Genomic DNA, 18,422 nt, shown 5'->3' on the forward strand with positions numbered 1-18,422 from the left:
ATTAGCGGTCCACATCTGACATAACAAAATCGATACTACCCAGATACACAATCAGGTCGGAGACCAGACTGCCGCGGATGGCGGACGGGATCTGCTGCAGATGCGCAAAACTCGGCGTACGCACGCGGGTACGGTAGCTCATGGTGCTGCCGTCACTGGTCAGGTAGTAACTGTTAATACCCTTGGTCGCTTCAATCATCTGGAAGGATTCTTGTGCCGGCATGACCGGGCCCCAGGAAACCTGCAGGAAGTGGGTGATCAGGGTTTCGATATGTTGCAGCGTGCGCTCTTTCGGCGGCGGCGTCGTCAGCGGGTGATCCGCTTTGAACGGGCCTTCCGGCATGTTGTTGAGGCACTGCTCAAGAATGCGCAGACTCTGGCGCAACTCTTCCACTTTCAGCATCACGCGTGTGTAGCAGTCGGAAACGCCGCCGCCAACCGGGACTTCAAAGTCGAAGTTCTCGTAGCCAGAGTAAGGACGGGCTTTACGCACGTCGAAATCAATACCGGTCGCACGCAGACCTGCACCTGTCGTACCCCACTCCAGCGCCTCTTTCGCACCGTAGGCAGCAACGCCCTGGGAACGGCCTTTCAGAATGGTGTTACGCAGTGCGGCTTTCTCGTAAGAGGCCAGACGTTTTGGCATCCAGTCGAGGAATTCTCGCAGCAGACGGTCCCAGCCGCGCGGCAGATCGTGTGCCACACCGCCAATACGGAACCAGGCAGGGTGCATACGGAAACCGGTAATTGCTTCAACCAGATCGTAGATTTTCTGACGGTCGGTAAAGGCGAAGAAGACCGGAGTCATCGCACCCACGTCCTGAATGAACGTAGAGATGTACAGCAGGTGGCTGTTGATACGGAACAGCTCGGACAGCATAACGCGGATCACGTTAACGCGATCCGGCGTAACGATACCCGCCAGTTTCTCAACGGCCAGCACGTATGGCATTTCGTTTACGCAGCCGCCGAGATATTCGATACGGTCGGTATACGGAATGTAGCTGTGCCAGGACTGACGCTCACCCATCTTCTCAGCACCACGGTGGTGGTAGCCGATGTCAGGCACGCAGTCCACAATCTCTTCGCCGTCGAGCTGAAGAATAATACGGAATGCACCGTGCGCAGACGGGTGGTTCGGACCGAGGTTAAGGAACATGAAGTCCTCGTTGTCGGTACCGCGCTTCATGCCCCAGTCTTCCGGCTTGAAGGTCAGCGCTTCCATCTCCAGATCCTGCTTGGCTTTGGTCAGCTCAAACGGATCGAATTCGGTGGCACGTGCCGGGTAGTCTTTACGCAGCGGGTGGCCAGTCCAGGTATGCGGCATCATGATGCGCGTCAGGTGCGGGTGGCCATCGAAGGTCATGCCGAACATTTCCCAGGTTTCACGCTCATACCAGTTGGCGTTCGGGAAAAGTTTGGTGATCGTCGGCAGATGCATGTCGTTTTCAGACAATGCCACCTTGAGCATGATATCCGTATTGCGGTCTATTGAGATCAGGTGGTAGAAAACGGAAAAATCCGCAGCAGGGAGGCCCTGGCGGTGGGTACGCAGACGTTCATCCATGCCGTGTAAGTCAAACAGCATGACGTACGGTTTTGGCAATTTCTTGAGGAAATCGACAACTTCCAGTAATTGCTCACGCTTCACCCAAACAACGGGTACCCCGGTGCGGGTAGCCTGAACAGTAAAGGCATCCGGCCCAAAACGGTTGCGCAGTTCGCCAATGACTGGGTCATCCAGATGATCCCGTGTCTGCCAGGCGGCTTCTTGCGCGGTTAAGTCGGTCATATTGTTCACCATTGCAAATGGTCCGTGGTGACTGTTGAGCCTGGCTTCGCGCTATTTGAGTAGTGATATGCGAAGGTGTTCTCCAGGCCTACAGGCGCAAATTAAATTTCGTCAGGCGTACGCAGATTGGTGACGGCAATACGTTCACCACGTTTACGCTCGCGCTCAGACTGCATGTTCGCGCGATACACACCCTGATCGCCAACAACCCACGACAGTGGGCGACGTTCTTTACCGATAGACTCCTGCAGCAGCATCAGCGCCTGCATGTAGGCTTCCGGGCGTGGCGGACAACCCGGGATGTACACATCCACTGGGATAAATTTATCTACGCCCTGCACGACGGAATAGATGTCGTACATACCGCCAGAGTTTGCACATGCGCCCATGGAGATTACCCATTTTGGCTCCAGCATCTGGTCATAAAGACGCTGAATAACAGGTGCCATCTTGGTAAAGCACGTACCGGCTACCACCATCAGGTCAGCCTGACGTGGGGAAGCACGCAGTACCTCTGCCCCAAAACGCGCAACGTCATGCACCGCAGTGAATGACGTCACCATTTCAACGTAGCAGCAAGAAAGGCCAAAGTTGTAAGGCCAGATGGAGTTCTTACGACCCCAGTTGACCATATCGTGCATGGCATGCTCGAGTTTGCCCATGTACACGCTTTTATTGACTTCTTGCTCCAGGGGGTCGGTTACGATCTCCTGTTTTTGCAGGGGGTAACGGTCATTCTCACCGTTAGGATCTATGCGGGTGAGCGTATAATCCATCTTATTGCCTCGCTGTTACTGCTGACGATTAGAGATACTGTTTTCCGGGTTGATGTGTTCACGACGTGAACGCGCAGGCGTCCAGTCAAGCGCGCCAATGCGCACCAGATAAACCAGACCGGCCAGTAGCACTAAAATGAAAATTGCGGCCTCGACAAAGCCCACCCAACCACTTTCGCGGATGGACGTTGACCATGCGAAAAGGTAAAGCGCTTCCACGTCAAAGATGACGAAGAACATGGCTACCAGATAGAACTTGGCAGACAGGCGTAAGCGAGCGGAACCTACTGAATCAATACCTGATTCGAAAGGTGTGTTTTTGTGCCTTGCACGGGCGCGACCGCCCAGGAACCAGCCGCCGACTAACATCAGGCAGCACAGGCCAATGGCTACAATAAGAAAGATTGCGAATGCCCAGTGATGAGCGATGACTTCTGTGGATGTTGACATACTCATTGCTTACTCATCAAAAGTGATACCTACGACACTGCTCTTGCTGGCAGATGGGCATCACATCGATTCATGGGGAGGAACAAATAACCTTACACTAACTGTCAGAAATGAGACGGAGACAGCAAAATGATGGGGTTTTTTACTCCTTTCTATAACCTATTGTCAACTTTAACAAAGGTTTCTTCACATTAAATTACATCGAGCGATTCTCATTAACATTTGGTGCCCTTTAACCCTGGTGGGTGCATGACTTTCCGTCAAATGTATGTTGTTGAATCGTGTCCGTTTCGGAAGTAAAAAAAATAACCCTCCTATTTTGACAGGATTTGCCAGCGATTCCTCCCCCCAAATAGGAGTATTTTCTTGATCTGCGACACGCTTTTGTTAATTCAACCGGAAAAACGGCAACATATTTCCTGTTTTTTTAACATGAGAGAGATGTGGATGAAGTTAGAACGGGAAACGGACAAGTTTTAAGCAAAAGCATTTAGCTTATTGATAAATAGAGAGTATCCTGAAAATCCATGCGCCATAAGCGGGTATTATTGCCAAAAAAAAGCCACTGCATGCGAAAATGGCATGAGCGGCTTTTTTTTACACTTACATTTTGTTACCAGAATTTTGAGCTATTGATCACTCAAAATCACCTTCAACGATCAGGGAATCATCCCCCCCTTCGGAGGTAACGTGTTCGAACTGCCACGGGTTATGGTAGTTTTCCATTGCCTCGAACACCACTTTCGCCAGCTCGTTATGGGTGGACGAGTTGTGGCAAAGCAGATATTCCGTATCGGGCAACACCGGAAGACCATCAGACTTACCCAACACACGCAGATCAGGGCTCATCATCTCTACCGGGCGTGCCGTTACGCCAAGCCCTGCTTTCACAGCAGCGCGAACCGCTGGCAACGTGGAAGCCACATACGCTAAACGCCACGGAATATTGGCTTCATTTAACGCCGTCAGCACCATATCGCGGAAAGGACTTGGGTCATCCAGTAAAACCAGTGGAACAGGCTCCCCTTTTTGCAGCACATATTCTGCTGCGCAATACCAGTGCGTTGGCGATGTACGCAACGTCAGGCAATCAAACTGCCCGGGGCGATGCGTGGTGACCACCAGGTCGACCTTTTTCTCATCTAACATCTCAACCATAAAGGCATTGCGTTTTACGCTCACATCCAGCGCAAGCTTCGGATAAACCGAACTAATTCGATTGAGAAGGAACGGCAATATCGTATCTGCTGACTCATCAGATGCCCCTAAGGTTAACACCCCCTGGAGGTTGCTAAACATTAATGACATACATGCTTCATCATTAAAGCGAAGAATTTTCCTGGCATAACCCAGAAGCTGAATACCGTGTTCCGTTAAGAGCTTATTACGCCCATGACGGGCAAAAAGCTCTTTACCAACCAGCTGCTCCAGCCGCTGCATTTGCTGGCTAACGGCGGACTGGGTTCGGCAAACGGCGGCAGCAGCAGCTGCAAAAGTGTTGAGATCGGCGACCGCAACAAACGTTCTCAGCAGATCGAGGTCGAGATTCATTATCGGACGATTTGCATTTATCATATCTATTCACTTTCAGGTTGCTCGTGCGGAGCTGCCCGGGTTGAAGCTGTGTGTAACAGTTAAGCAATTCCCTCTGAAGGTTTTCCCTCGCATCCCGGCCCGGCAGACTGCCTGACAGATAGTTATTGTGCTGCTTTATATCAACAGTCAGAAAGCACGTTTCATGACGTTATTTTTATTCTCTTAAACGTTCAGGATATTTAGATGTTCGCAGGGTTATGTAAATTACATTAAAGGTACAACACCTTTTCTGCCATCTATATCGCAGCGCTGTCAACGTAGCGGGAAATGTTCGACACATTCCAGCCAGAGATAACTCCAACAATAACAATCAATTAATTCAGATAAGCAGTTCCAGATAAACAAAACATATGCATCTGATGCCTGCTTTCCTGAAAGACATCTTAACCCAAATCCACTTTATTTATAAGTCTTATTGCAATATTGCGGATTAAAAGGGGTTGTTAACCTTCTAAACTGATTTTATTAATATTAACTAAAGTTGCATTTTGTTCGTTAATAATAAATAAATTTTAATTTAGATTAAGGTCTTTCATTAATAATGCTTAACATTAATTTCACATGAGTAACTTTTAGCCACATCATGCTATTACGGTCAAATGTAGCAAGCATTCAGGTTTTACGAAAAGTCACGCAGCGTGACTTCCCACTCGGAGCCGCTCGCCAGTTATTTTCGCCAGAACAATATACAGCATTTTTCCAAATGAACAGTACAATTAACCTAAGCATGTGCTGTGTGCATAACTTTAAGACAGTAAAGAGGCGTATCTATAGCGAAATAGATTCGCCAGACTTTTGCTCTCTTCACAAAATCTTCTACTGCACACCCTTCAAAACGAAGCAAGGGGGGAGTACATTATTCCGTGCTAACTTCCACGGCAGGGAGTGGCAATAATAGCAAAAAGGTTAAGGTTCATGTCCCCTATCGAAAAATCCAGCAAGCTAGATAACGTCTGTTATGACATCCGTGGCCCGGTTCTGAAAGAGGCAAAACGCCTGGAAGAAGAAGGCAATAAGGTTCTTAAACTCAACATTGGTAACCCTGCGCCATTTGGTTTTGAAGCGCCGGATGAAATTCTGGTGGATGTGATCCGCAACCTGCCCACCGCACAAGGCTATTGCGATTCAAAAGGACTTTACTCCGCGCGTAAAGCTATCATGCAGCACTATCAGGCTCGCGGTATGCGTGATGTTACCGTTGAAGATATCTATATTGGTAACGGCGTCTCTGAACTGATCGTGCAGGCGATGCAGGCGCTGCTGAACAGCGGCGACGAGATGCTGGTACCTGCGCCGGACTACCCGCTTTGGACGGCAGCCGTATCATTGTCCAGTGGGAAAGCGGTGCACTACCTGTGCGACGAGTCTTCTGACTGGTTCCCGGATCTCGATGATATTCGTGCGAAAATCACCCCTCGTACGCGTGGCATCGTGATTATTAACCCGAACAACCCTACGGGTGCGGTCTATTCCAAAGAACTCCTGATGGAGATCGTCGAGATCGCCCGTCAGCACAACCTGATCATCTTTGCCGACGAAATTTACGACAAGATCCTGTACGACGCGGCGCAGCATCACTCTATCGCCGCGCTGGCACCAGACTTGCTGACCGTGACCTTTAACGGTCTGTCTAAAACCTACCGAGTGGCCGGTTTCCGTCAGGGCTGGATGGTATTGAACGGCCCGAAAAAACACGCCAAAGGCTATATTGAAGGGCTGGAGATGCTGGCCTCCATGCGTTTATGTGCCAACGTACCGGCGCAGCACGCGATCCAGACGGCGCTCGGTGGCTATCAGAGCATCAGCGAGTTTATTGTCCCTGGCGGTCGTCTGTACGAACAGCGTAACCGCGCATGGGAACTGATCAACGACATCCCTGGCGTTTCGTGCGTGAAGCCGAATGGCGCGCTCTATATGTTCCCGAAAATTGACGCGAAGCGCTTCAATATTCATGACGACCAGAAAATGGTGCTCGATTTCCTGCTGCAGGAAAAAGTGCTGCTGGTTCAGGGGACGGCGTTTAACTGGCCGTGGCCGGATCACGTGCGTATCGTGACGCTGCCGCGCGAAGACGATCTCGAAATGGCCATCAGCAGATTCGGGCGATTCCTTTCCGGCTATCATCAGTAATCTTAAAAATCAGGCTACCTCGGTAGCCTGATTTGCATCTTCCCTCCCCTCCCCGCACAATGAAGTCTGTCGCAGTGAAGACAAAAGGTACCTTATGAGTCAGAGTCATTTCTTTGCCCACCTCTCCCGCCTGAAACTCATCAACCGCTGGCCGCTGATGCGCAACGTGCGCACTGAGAATGTATCGGAGCACAGTTTGCAGGTTGCCATGGTTGCTCACGCGCTGGCCGCCATTAAGAACCGCAAATTTAACGGCCAGGTCAACGCGGAACGCATTGCCCTGCTGGCGATGTACCATGACGCGTCTGAAGTGCTGACCGGCGATCTGCCTACGCCGGTGAAATATTTCAACTCACAGATTGCGCAGGAATATAAGGCCATCGAGAAAATTGCCCAGCAGAAGCTGATCGATATGGTGCCTGAGGAGTTACGCGATATCTTTGAGCCACTGATCGATGAGCATCAGTACACGGAAGATGAAAAGTCGCTGGTCAAACAGGCCGACGCGCTATGCGCCTACCTGAAGTGTCTGGAAGAACTCTCTGCAGGAAACAACGAATTTTTACTGGCGAAAACGCGTCTGGAGAAAACGCTTGAATCCCGCCGCAGCGAAGAGATGGATTATTTTATGCAGGTGTTTGTACCGAGCTTCCATTTATCGCTGGACGAAATTAGCCAGGATTCGCCGTTGTAACTTTTGCCGGGTGGCGGCTTCGCCTTACCCGGCAAAATTCTCAGAACGGGAACAGGACCGGTATCAATACCACGCACACCAGCATCACCAGCACGGTGAACGGCACGCCCAGTTTCACAAAATCGCTGAATCGGTAGTTCCCCGGCCCCAGTACCAGGGTATTGACCGGTGAAGAGACTGGCGTCATAAACGCTGCTGATGCCGCCATCGCCACCATCATCGCAAAGGGATACGGCGACACGCCCATGGATTTCGCCATCGCCAGCGCAATCGGCGCCATCAATACCGCCGTCGCGGTGTTTGAGATAAACAGACCGATGGTGGCGCACATAATAAACAGGCAGACCATCATCATGTACGGCCCATACCCGCCGCCAACGTCCATCAAACCTTTAACGATCAGATCTACCCCGCCGGTTTTTTGCAGCGCCAGGGCGAAGGGCATCATCCCGACGATGAGAATAATGCTCGGCCAGTGAATCGCTTTATACGCACTTTCGGCGTCAATACAGCGGAATTTTCCCATCAGTAAACAGGCAATAATCGCCGCCACAGGGTTAGGTATTTCATCGGTCAGCATCAGCGCTACCATTAGCACCAGACAAAAAATGGCGTGGGGAGCCTGACTGTGGGCCGGAGAGGCATCGCTCTCCTCAACTGGCATGTTGAGCACCACAAAATCACGCCCTTTTTGCCCGAGCTGGCTGATGAGCTTCCAGTTACCGACGACCAGAAAAATATCCCCCAACTGGATAGGCTCATCCACGACGGCCCCATCCATCGCGACGCCATCACGCTTCAATCCCACCACGTTTAAACCATAGCGGGTTCGGAAGCCGATTTCGCGCACGGTTTTGCCCAGTAGTTCCGATTCCGGGATCAGCGACACTTCGGCCATGCCGACATCGAGCGCCTGGTCTGAGAAATACTCTCCGCGCAGCACCATCGGCTCCAGCATTTGCTCGCTGCAGAATTCACGTAGATCCACATCTGCGGTGGACATATCAATCAGCAGGACATCCCGCGCACGAAATTCCGAAACCCCGTTAACGTTGACGATAACCCGACGAAAACGACGCCAGCGCTCTACACCGATCACATTCGCGCCATAACGTTCACGCAGCCTCAGGTCGTCAAGCCGCTGCCCAACCATCGGCGAACCGGGGCGAATGGCCAGACGGCGCGCACGCCCTGTGAGGCGGTACTCTTTGATCAGATCGCGGAAGGTACGTCGCTTCCAGCCCTCTTTGGTTTTATCCTGCTTTTCCCCTTTCAGAGCAAAACGGGTCAGCAGCATGTAGACCACGCCCAACAGAAGAATGACCAACCCAAGCGGGGTGACGCTGAAAAAACTGAACCCCTGGAATCCTTCCCGGATCAGCTCGCTGTTAACGACCAGGTTTGGCGGCGTTGCCACCAGCGTCATCATACCGCTGATCAAACCCGCAAAACTCAAAGGCATCATCAGGCGCGACGGCGAGGTCTGCATCCGCATGGAAACACTCAGCACCACCGGGATAAAAATCGCCACCACGCCCGTTGAGCTCATAAACGCCCCCAGCCCGGCGACGGTCAGCATCAGATAGATCAACATCTTTGTTTCACTGCTACCGGCCACCTTCACCAGCCATGCTCCCATGATGGTCGCTACGCCGGTACGCACCAGTCCATCGCCAATAATAAACAGGGCGGCAATCAGAATGACGTTGGGATCGCTAAACCCGGAGAAGGCTTCCGGCAGCGTGAGCGTACCGCTCAGCACAAAAGCAACGATGATAAACAAGGCGACCGCATCCATACGCACCTTGCCCGTGGCGAAAAGAATGATGGCGATTAAAAGCAGGCTAAGGACCCAAATCAGTTCACCGTTCACAACATGTCCTTGTCAGTGGGAGATGAGAATTTTTTACCATAAAAAAGCCCCAACAAGGTGGGGCTATATCATGGGATTACATTTTCAGCGAGACGGTTACAACGCCATCTGGTGCTTTTGAAACAGCCAGTGCCGTCAAAGAATCAAGTACAAAGTCCGCTTCACTCAGCCGGGGGGAGCCCGTCGGAACGTTGACGGCGATAACGTGGCTACCGGCGTTTAACCCGGCAAGGACGCCTGCCGCTGCATCTTCGACCACTACACACTCTGCCGGAGCGAGCCCCAGCAATTCAGCACCCAGTAAAAAAGCATCGGGTTCAGGTTTTCCGCGCTTAACGCGCTCCGCCGTGATAAACACTTCGGGCGTTGGCAGGCCTGCCGCCTTGTGTCGGGCGTGAGCAACCGGCACGGAACCGGAGGTGACAATCGCCCATGGGATCTGTGCCTCGTTCAGATGCTCAAGCAGTTCGCGTGCCCCTGGTAATGCAGTGATGCCGTCCGTATCGGTGGCTTCAATGTGTTCCAGGTATTTGAACTCCGCCTGAATGTCGTCCTCAGAGCGTCCGGCCAGGAAGTGCCTTAGCGAGGTTATGGCCTGTTTGCCATGGATAAAATTCAGCACCTCCTGATGGTCGATACCATGTCTGTCAGCCCAATGGCACCAGGAGCGCTCCACAACCGGCAGCGAATCCACCAGCGTACCGTCCAGATCAAACAGAAAACCTCTACACTGCACACGCACCTCCGTCAGGCATTAATGATTTGTTGAATTTCGTTGCTGCTTAAATGGTACTGGCGCGGACAGCCGTGCCACGCGCTCAACATGCGCTGGTATTTATCCCACATTGGGGTCTGCGCGTTGAAGCCGTGAGTGCCCGCATCAAAGTGGGTATAACGCCCCTCGGTATTCACCATAAAGCGAACATAGCTCAGATAACGCGCTTCTGTAGCAGCATCAAAGCCTAAGAAGGTGACACGGCGCTCGTCAATGGACTGCTGATCTTTAAGATTCGTCCAGGACACATGCAGGGCGTGATACATCTCCATAATGTCGATCACGATGCGGCAGGTTTCTTCTTTCAGCTCACCAAACTCGCGATCCAGTTCGCGCATTTGCAAACCAAAACCGCGTTCGACGATGGTCTGCAGGCGGCTGTAGCGCGCAGCGTTATCGGGATCAAGCATAGTCATCATCTTGTACTGGTTAGACAAAATCAGACGTTGAGCATGGGTCATTTCCATCTTTCGACTCCTGTAGCGCATTGCACTTAAAAAAAAGACACGGTAACTGATTGTTACTGTGCCTTCTTTTAATAGTCGTTTCGATGATCAATCACAAATCATCGAGGAATGTTTTATCAAGTTGCTTAAAAGCTCGCTTAAGCGTGTCGGCCAGCGCCTGGTAATCCGGCTTGCCTTCGACCGGGGCAAGCGCCTGGCCTGCCTCTTCCAGTTTTCCGCGAACTTCATAAAACCAGTGTAAAATAGAAGGCGGAAGCGGTGTGATGGAGCGTTTACCTAACCACCAGAGCCCCTGCATTGGCAGACTTAACGCGAAAAGCGCCGTCGCGACCGCCGGACCAAGCTGACCGCCCAACGCGATTTGCCAGCACAGGGTAAAGATAGCGACGGGAGGCATAAATCGAATCGCATAGCGCGTTGCGCGGATGGTACGATTCTCTATAAACATGGGTGCAAGACGCTTTTCCATCGGCCACGTCTTTGCGTAATGCTGTCCCCGACGAAACAGACTAAAGAAATTTACGGTCGGGTTCTCTGGTGTCGACATGGCTGTACCTCAACTTCACATATAAAATTTAAAATTTTCGTGCAAAACAACAACAGGCGATGACAACGTTCAAAATATTTTGTCATCCCTACCCCGTATCGGGTATCCTGTGCCAGCCTGATAGGGCCATAGACGAGAATCATTAACTCGTCAAATTATCGCATATTATGCCATTGTCTGAAAAATGTTCAAAATGGCATAAAATCATAGGTATTTCTTTCATCATGCCAGAATGTTCGTTTGGCATGATGTTAATCATAAATGTCTGAGTCATCATGCGTTACGCTGTTAGACTCACTGACGTTTTTTTAGCCACGTATCAATAATAGGTACTTCCATGTCGAGTAAGTTAGTACTGGTTCTGAACTGCGGTAGCTCCTCACTGAAATTCGCCATCATCGATGCGCTCAACGGTGACGAATACCTCTCTGGTTTGGCCGAATGTTTCCATCTGCCTGAAGCACGTATCAAGTGGAAGATGGACGGCAGCAAACAAGAAGCGGCTTTAGGTGCAGGCGCCGCTCACAGTGAAGCGCTGAACTTTATCGTTAACACTATTCTGGCACAAAAACCAGAACTGTCTGCTCAGCTGACTGCGATTGGTCACCGTATCGTCCACGGTGGCGAAAAATACACCAGCTCCGTCGTGATCGACGACTCTGTTATTCAGGGCATCAAAGATGCTGCCTCGTTTGCACCGCTGCACAACCCGGCGCATCTGATCGGTATCGCTGAAGCGCTGAAATCCTTCCCGAATCTGAAAGATAAAAACGTGGCCGTGTTTGACACCGCGTTCCATCAGACCATGCCGGAAGAGTCTTACCTCTATGCCCTGCCATACAGCCTGTACAAAGAGCACGGTGTTCGTCGCTACGGCGCGCACGGCACCAGCCACTTCTATGTGACTCAGGAAGCGGCAAAAGTACTGAACAAGCCAGTTGAAGAGCTGAACATCATCACTTGCCACCTGGGCAACGGTGGTTCTGTTTCTGCTATCCGCAACGGTAAATGCGTTGATACCTCCATGGGTCTGACCCCACTGGAAGGTCTGGTGATGGGTACACGTTCCGGTGATATCGACCCGGCGATTATCTTCCACCTGCACGACACTCTGGGCATGAGCGTTGATCAGATCAACAAGATGCTGACCAAAGAGTCTGGCCTGCTGGGACTGACCGAAGTGACCAGCGACTGCCGTTATGTTGAAGACAACTACGCAGAAAAAGAAGACGCTAAACGTGCAATGGACGTTTACTGCCACCGTCTGGCGAAGTACATCGGCTCTTACACTGCGCTGATGGAAGGCCGTCTGGACGCAGTTATCTTCACCGGTGGTATCGGTGAGAACGCGGCAATGGTGCGTGAACTGTCCCTGGGCAAACTGGGCGTTCTGGGCTTCGACGTTGATCACGAGCGTAACCTGGCTGCCCGTTTCGGCAAGTCTGGCTTCATCAACAAAGAAGGCACCCGCCCGGCTATCGTTATCCCAACTAACGAAGAGCTGGTCATCGCGCAAGACGCAAACCGTCTTACCGCCTGATTCCACACCGCCAGCTAAGCTGGCGGTGCTGTTTTGTAACCCGCCCAATTTCGGCGGTAACGAAAGAGGATAAACCGTGTCCCGTACTATTATGCTGATCCCTACCGGAACCAGCGTCGGCCTGACCAGCGTCAGCCTTGGCGTTATCCGTGCTATGGAACGCAAAGGCGTTCGTCTGAGCGTCTTTAAGCCAATCGCCCAGCCTCGTGCCGGTGGCGATGCGCCAGACCAGACTACCACCATCGTTCGCAAGAACTCCAATCTGCCAGCGGCTGAACCGCTGAAGATGAGCCACGTTGAGTCTCTGCTGTCCAGCAACCAGAAAGACGTGCTGATGGAAGAGATCATCGCCAACTACCACGCTAACACGCAAGACGCGGAAGTGGTGCTGGTTGAAGGTCTGGTCCCGACCCGCAAACACCAGTTTGCCCAGTCTCTGAACTTCGAAATCGCGAAAACCCTGAACGCAGAGATCGTTTTCGTGATGTCTCAGGGCACTGATACCCCTGAGCAGCTGAACGAGCGTATCGAACTGACTCGCAGCAGCTTCGGCGGCGCTAAAAACACCAACATCACTGGCGTAATCGTTAACAAACTGAATGCGCCAGTTGATGAGCAGGGCCGTACTCGCCCTGATCTGTCCGAGATCTTCGACGACTCCTCCAAAGCGAAAGTCATCAAAGTTGATCCGGCTAAACTGCAGGAATCCAGCCCGCTGCCAGTACTTGGCGCGGTACCATGGAGTTTCGATCTGATTGCCACCCGTGCAATCGACATGGCGCGTCACCTGAACGCCACCGTCGTTAACGAAGGCGACATCAATACCCGCCGCGTGAAGTCCGTGACCTTCTGTGCGCGTAGCATTCCGCACATGCTGGAACACTTCCGCGCAGGTTCCCTGCTGGTAACGTCCGCAGACCGTCCTGACGTCCTGGTTGCAGCGTGCCTGGCCGCGATGAACGGCGTGGAAATCGGCGCTATCTTGCTGACCGGTGCCTACGAGATGGACCCGCGTGTTAGCAAACTGTGCGAACGCGCGTTTGCCACTGGCCTGCCAGTCTTCATGGTGAACACCAACACCTGGCAGACCTCTCTGAGCCTGCAGAGCTTCAACCTGGAAGTACCGGTTGATGACCACGAGCGTATCGAGAAAGTTCAGGAATACGTTGCTGGTTACATCAACGCAGACTGGATCGAATCCCTGACGGCGACCTCCGAGCGCAGCCGTCGTCTGTCTCCGCCTGCGTTCCGTTATCAGCTGACCGAGTTGGCGCGTAAAGCGGGCAAACGCGTTGTTCTGCCAGAAGGCGACGAACCTCGTACCGTTAAAGCGGCGGCTATCTGTGCAGAACGCGGCATCGCGACCTGTGTGCTGCTGGGCAACCCGGACGAGATCAACCGCGTAGCGGCCTCTCAGGGCGTTGAACTGGGTGCCGGTATCGAAATCGTTGACCCGGAAGTGGTTCGCGAAAGCTATGTTGCACGTCTGGTTGAGCTGCGTAAGAGCAAAGGCATGACCGAAGCCGTTGCGCGTGAACAGCTGGAAGACAACGTGGTGCTGGGTACGCTGATGCTGGAGCAGGACGAAGTTGACGGTCTGGTTTCTGGTGCAGTTCACACTACTGCGAACACCATCCGTCCACCGCTGCAGTTGATCAAAACTGCTCCAGGCAGCTCTCTGGTTTCTTCCGTGTTCTTCATGCTGCTGCCTGAACAGGTTTATGTTTACGGTGACTGCGCGATCAACCCGGATCCAACCGCAGAACAACTGGCTGAAATCGCTATCCAGTCTGCTGACTCCGCGATTGCCTTTGGTATCGAACCACGCGTAGCTATGCTCTCCTACTCCACCGGTACCTCTGGTGCAGGCAGCGATGTAGAGAAAGTCCGTGAAGCAACACGTCTGGCACAGGAAAAACGTCCTGACCTGATGATCGATGGCCCTCTGCAGTACGATGCTGCGGTTATGGCTGACGTTGCGAAATCCAAAGCGCCGAACTCACCGGTTGCAGGTCGCGCGACCGTGTTCATCTTCCCTGATCTGAACACCGGTAACACCACCTACAAAGCGGTACAGCGTTCTGCAGACCTGATCTCCATCGGGCCAATGCTGCAGGGTATGCGCAAACCTGTGAACGACCTGTCCCGTGGTGCGCTGGTAGACGATATCGTCTACACCATCGCGCTGACCGCGATCCAGTCTTCACAGCAGCAGTAAGTTTTACTGCAACAAAAAGGCGACCCTCTGGTCGCCTTTTTTATTTACAGCAGCTCACGCGCCGCCGACACAATGTCATGTGCCGTCAGGCCATACTCCTTCTGCAGGAAATCCTGTGTCCCCACCTGGCCATAACGCTCCTTCACGCCAACCCGACGCATCGGTACCGGGCAGGTTTCTACCAGCACTTCCGCAACGGCTGAACCCAGCCCGTTATGAATACTGTGGTTTTCGCAGGTGACGATACGCCCGGTTTTCTCGGCGTAGTTTTTCACCAGCATCCGGTCGATAGGCTTCAGGGTAAACATGTCGATGACCGCCGCGCTGACGCCCTCCTTCTCCAGCTGACGCGCCGCTTCCAGTGCTTCCGCCACCATAATGCCATTGGCAATCAGAGTAATATCGGTGCCTTCGCGCAGCACATTGCCTTTGCCGATGGTAAACGTCGAGCCAGGCGCGTACACGCTCGGTGCCTGCTTACGGATGGTGCGCACCCAATAAAAACCGTCGAGGTCGATAAGCTGGCGCAACACGTCTTCAAACATTACCGCGTCGGTGACTTCCAGCACCACCGAGTGCGCCAGACCGCGAACGATACCCATGTCTTCAAACGACATATGCGTTCCGCCGTTGTGACAGGCCGTCACGCCTGCATCTGAAGCTATCACCTTCACGTTGTTGCGCTGGTAGTCAAGGGACATAAACAGCTGATCAAAACAGCGACGGCTGGCGAAGGCGGTAAAGGTATGAACAAACGGTTTGCGCCCGGTGAGAGACAACCCTGCAGCCGTACCAATCACGTTCGCTTCCATGATGCCGCAGTTAATCACATGCTGCGGATAATCACGCGCCACGCTATCCATCGCCATAGAGCTCATCAGATCCGCTTCAAGGGCGATAATCTCACTTCCCGCCTCAATCTGCTTAGCCACAAAACTCGCGTAGACTTTACGCATCTCAATGGCATCTTTCTGTCCTGCTGGTGCAACCTTAATCATGTGTAGCCTCCAGTTGGCGGATAGTCTCATCGAGCGCCGCTTTGCTCTCTGAGGTCAATCGCAGATGGTGCGAATTGCTTAGCTGCTCCAGATACGGCACACCCTGCCCTTTAATACTGTCAAGGATCACCACCAGCGGGCGAGCATCTATCGCCGGAACCAGAGAGGTCACTTCCAGCAGCGCCGGAATATCGTCTCCTTTGACCGTCACCACGTCATAGCCAAAAGCGCGGAATTTTCCTTCCAGGTCGAACGCACAGATAATATCGTCCAGCTCGCCATCCAGCTGCTGCTTGTTCCAGTCCACGAATATCGTCAGTTTATTCAGACGATGGTGCGCAATAAACTGGAAGGCTTCCCAGCACTGTCCTTCGTTCAACTCGCCGTCACCGACGATGCAGAAGACCCGATTCGGTCGCCCAGCCAGCTTGTGCGACAGCGCCATTCCCCCGGCAATGGAGATCCCTTGCCCCAAGGATCCCGTGGTGGCATCCACGCCACGCGTTTTCAGGCGATCCGGATGGCTTGGCAGTCGGGTACCGTTCTGGTTCAGCGTGCTCAGTTCTTCCACCGGGAAGTAACCCTTGATCGCCAGCGTGCTGTAGAGTGCCGGGCCCGCATGACCTTTCGACAGGACAAAGTCGTCACGCTCTGGCCAGTCCGGATCGGCCGGGTCGATTTTCATCACCGCGCCGTACAGCACGGCCAGCGTTTCAACCACCGACATACTGCCACCGTAGTGTCCAAAGCCCAGCTGCGTCAGGGATTTCAGCGTCTCAAGACGGATCTGACGCGCGAGTTCGGTTATCTCTTTCTCATTCATGATTTGGCTCCGGTGTTTTCCTGCGCGTTACCGCCTGCAGGTTTGTTTTTCGCGAAGACGTTGTACGCCACCAGCAGCGCGAATAGCGCCACAACCAGCCCGGTAATGGCAAGCGGCGACAGGAAGCGCGCCAGGTTGCCGAGCACAATCCCAACCGCGCCGAAATCTGCGTCCGAGAACGTTGTGTTAGCAAAGCCAATTGCGCCCAGCACCGGTAACAGCAGTACCGGCAGGAAGGTGATCAGCAGCCCGTTGGCAAAGGCGCCAATCATTGCCCCGCGACGTCCACCGGTGGCGTTACCGAACACGCCCGCCGTTGCGCCGGTGAAGAAGTGCGGCACCACGCCCGGGAGTATCAGTACCCAGTTAAACTGGCCGCAGATGATCAGCCCCACAATCCCACCCAGAAAGCTGAACAGGAAGCCAATCAGCACCGCGTTTGGTGCATACGGATAGACCACCGGGCAGTCCAACGCCGGGCGCGCATTGGGCACCAGTTTTTCCGAGAAGCCAGTAAAGGCCGGAACGATTTCCGCCAGGATCAGGCGCACACCCTGCAGGATGATGAACACGCCCGCCGCGAAGGTAATCGCCATGATGATGGCGTAGACCAGGTAGTTCTGACCGCCGCTGAAGGTGGCCTCAACGTATTCACGCCCGGCACTCACCGCCATGATCAGATAAATAATCATCATGGTCAGCGAGATGGAGATAGAACTGTCGCGAAGGAAGCTCAGGTTCTTCGGCAGGTTCATCTCTTCGGTTGAGCGGGAGCCTTTGCCAACCTTGCTGCCAATCCAGCCGGACAGCACATAGCCCAGCGTGCCGAAGTGACCGAAGGCGATATCGTCGTTACCGGTGATACGCTTCATATAACGCTGCGCAATCGCCGGGAAGAAGGCCATTACCAGACCGAGGATCAGCGACCCGGTAAAGACCAGCCCTACGCCTTCAAAGCCCGCTACCGTCAGGATCACACCAATCATACACGCCATGTAAAAGGTGTGATGCCCGGTCAGGAAGATATACTTCAGGCGGGTAAAGCGAGCGACGATAATATTCGCCACCATCCCGAAGGCCATAATCAGTGCGGTCGCGGCACCGTATTTCTCAAGCGCAATCGACACAATCGCTTCATTGTTTGGAATAATCCCCTGGATAGTAAAAGCGTGCTCAAACATGCCGCCTAAAGGATTTAATGACCCTACCAGTACTGTGGCACCACCACCCAGCACAATAAATCCCAGGATAGTTTTAATTGTCCCTTTCACCACGTCCGAAAACGCTTTTTTCTGTGCAACCAAACCGATTAACGCAATTAACCCCACCAGCACAGAAGGGACTTTTAATATATCAACAACGAAATTCAGCGTTTCAAGGATAAACATATCCACCTCGCCTTATCAGGGTTATTGTCTTTCGAACCAGGCACGCAGTTGCGCTTCAAGTTCGTTGATGTCGATGATGTTGTTGATCACCACCAGCTGGCTTTCCGGCACGCTGGCGCTGGCCGCAATGTCTTTTGCCATCACGAACAGGTCGGCCGCGCCCGGTGTGGCCGAGGAGAGATCGGAGTGTTCAACCTCGGCCTCAATCTCCAGCTTTTTGAGCACCTTTTTGATATTCATTTCGACCATAAAACTACTGCCCAGGCCAGAACCGCAAATAGCCATGATTTTCATTGTTGTCCCCTTTTTTTGAGTAGAGCACGCCCCATCACGCCGGCGCGTAATGTTGTGAAAA

Annotated in this window: 16 protein-coding genes; 4 read left to right on the top strand and 12 right to left on the bottom strand. The window is 52.8% G+C overall.

Annotated elements, in window-relative coordinates:
• Position 1: 1 nt before the first annotated feature.
• The 4 genes from nuoC to lrhA all read right to left on the bottom strand — a co-directional run bounded on the left by nuoC (position 2) and on the right by lrhA (position 4,593).
• Positions 2–1,804, bottom strand: coding sequence for an NADH-quinone oxidoreductase subunit C/D (gene nuoC, locus ACJ9Y9_RS16370; RefSeq protein ID WP_028016245.1), 1,803 nt, complete (start codon positions 1,802–1,804; stop codon positions 2–4).
• Positions 1,805–1,893: 89 nt separating this feature from the next.
• Positions 1,894–2,568 carry an NADH-quinone oxidoreductase subunit NuoB gene (nuoB, locus tag ACJ9Y9_RS16375; protein ID WP_003861482.1) on the bottom strand — a complete coding sequence of 225 codons (675 nt, stop codon included), beginning with the start codon at positions 2,566–2,568 and terminating at the stop codon, positions 1,894–1,896.
• 15 nt (positions 2,569–2,583) lie between these two features.
• On the bottom strand, positions 2,584–3,024 hold the full coding sequence (nuoA, locus tag ACJ9Y9_RS16380; RefSeq protein WP_014171000.1) for an NADH-quinone oxidoreductase subunit NuoA: 441 nt from the start codon (positions 3,022–3,024) through the stop codon (positions 2,584–2,586).
• A gap of 630 nt (positions 3,025–3,654) precedes the next feature.
• On the bottom strand, positions 3,655–4,593 hold the full coding sequence (lrhA, locus tag ACJ9Y9_RS16385) for a transcriptional regulator LrhA (protein ID WP_028016244.1): 939 nt from the start codon (positions 4,591–4,593) through the stop codon (positions 3,655–3,657).
• A 936-nt stretch (positions 4,594–5,529) separates the two neighbouring features.
• Here lrhA and alaA point away from each other — a divergent pair.
• On the top strand, positions 5,530–6,744 hold the full coding sequence (alaA, locus tag ACJ9Y9_RS16390; protein WP_003861471.1) for an alanine transaminase AlaA: 1,215 nt from the start codon (positions 5,530–5,532) through the stop codon (positions 6,742–6,744).
• Positions 6,745–6,838: 94 nt separating this feature from the next.
• Complete coding sequence (gene yfbR / locus ACJ9Y9_RS16395; RefSeq protein WP_028016242.1) at positions 6,839–7,438, top strand: 5'-deoxynucleotidase; 600 nt, start codon at positions 6,839–6,841, stop codon at positions 7,436–7,438.
• 40 nt (positions 7,439–7,478) lie between these two features.
• Here yfbR and ACJ9Y9_RS16400 read toward each other — a convergent pair whose 3' ends face one another.
• From ACJ9Y9_RS16400 to yfbV, 4 genes are all read right to left on the bottom strand, one after another.
• Positions 7,479–9,311, bottom strand: coding sequence for an SLC13 family permease (locus ACJ9Y9_RS16400; RefSeq protein ID WP_028016241.1), 1,833 nt, complete (start codon positions 9,309–9,311; stop codon positions 7,479–7,481).
• Between the two features lie 76 nt (positions 9,312–9,387).
• Positions 9,388–10,047, bottom strand: a complete 660-nt coding sequence (locus ACJ9Y9_RS16405; protein WP_028016240.1) for a sugar phosphatase — start codon at positions 10,045–10,047, stop codon at positions 9,388–9,390.
• An 11-nt stretch (positions 10,048–10,058) separates the two neighbouring features.
• Positions 10,059–10,553 (bottom strand): YfbU family protein, encoded by a 495-nt coding sequence (locus ACJ9Y9_RS16410; RefSeq protein WP_028016239.1) that lies wholly within the window; start codon positions 10,551–10,553, stop codon positions 10,059–10,061.
• A 91-nt stretch (positions 10,554–10,644) separates the two neighbouring features.
• Complete coding sequence (gene yfbV / locus ACJ9Y9_RS16415; RefSeq protein WP_028016238.1) at positions 10,645–11,100, bottom strand: terminus macrodomain insulation protein YfbV; 456 nt, start codon at positions 11,098–11,100, stop codon at positions 10,645–10,647.
• A 337-nt stretch (positions 11,101–11,437) separates the two neighbouring features.
• On the opposite strand from yfbV, the gene ackA reads away from it, so the two are divergent.
• Both ackA and pta read left to right on the top strand, forming a co-directional pair.
• Positions 11,438–12,640, top strand: a complete 1,203-nt coding sequence (gene ackA, locus ACJ9Y9_RS16420) for an acetate kinase (RefSeq protein ID WP_028016237.1) — start codon at positions 11,438–11,440, stop codon at positions 12,638–12,640.
• 76 nt (positions 12,641–12,716) lie between these two features.
• Entirely contained in the window at positions 12,717–14,858 is a 2,142-nt protein-coding gene (pta, locus tag ACJ9Y9_RS16425) for a phosphate acetyltransferase (protein ID WP_028016236.1), read from the top strand.
• Between the two features lie 44 nt (positions 14,859–14,902).
• Here the strand turns inward: pta and ACJ9Y9_RS16430 are convergent, their stop codons facing one another.
• From ACJ9Y9_RS16430 to ACJ9Y9_RS16445, 4 genes are read right to left on the bottom strand one after another with little or no spacing between them, the layout of a single operon-like run.
• Positions 14,903–15,856 (bottom strand): transketolase family protein, encoded by a 954-nt coding sequence (locus ACJ9Y9_RS16430; protein WP_028016235.1) that lies wholly within the window; start codon positions 15,854–15,856, stop codon positions 14,903–14,905.
• Entirely contained in the window at positions 15,849–16,679 is an 831-nt protein-coding gene (locus tag ACJ9Y9_RS16435) for a transketolase (protein WP_407226188.1), read from the bottom strand. Before ACJ9Y9_RS16435 ends, ACJ9Y9_RS16430 begins: the two co-directional genes overlap by 8 nt.
• The gene (locus ACJ9Y9_RS16440; protein WP_028016233.1) at positions 16,676–18,067 is read right to left on the bottom strand and encodes a PTS ascorbate transporter subunit IIC; all 1,392 of its coding nucleotides are present in this window, start codon (positions 18,065–18,067) and stop codon (positions 16,676–16,678) included. The genes ACJ9Y9_RS16435 and ACJ9Y9_RS16440 overlap by 4 nt, the downstream gene beginning before the upstream one ends.
• Before the next feature lie 21 nt (positions 18,068–18,088).
• Positions 18,089–18,361 carry a PTS sugar transporter subunit IIB gene (locus ACJ9Y9_RS16445; protein WP_003861447.1) on the bottom strand — a complete coding sequence of 91 codons (273 nt, stop codon included), beginning with the start codon at positions 18,359–18,361 and terminating at the stop codon, positions 18,089–18,091.
• Positions 18,362–18,422: the final 61 nt, after the last annotated feature.

Source organism: Enterobacter sp. CPE_E1241 (assembly GCF_045618265.1).
Taxonomy (GTDB): domain Bacteria; phylum Pseudomonadota; class Gammaproteobacteria; order Enterobacterales; family Enterobacteriaceae; genus Enterobacter; species Enterobacter adelaidei.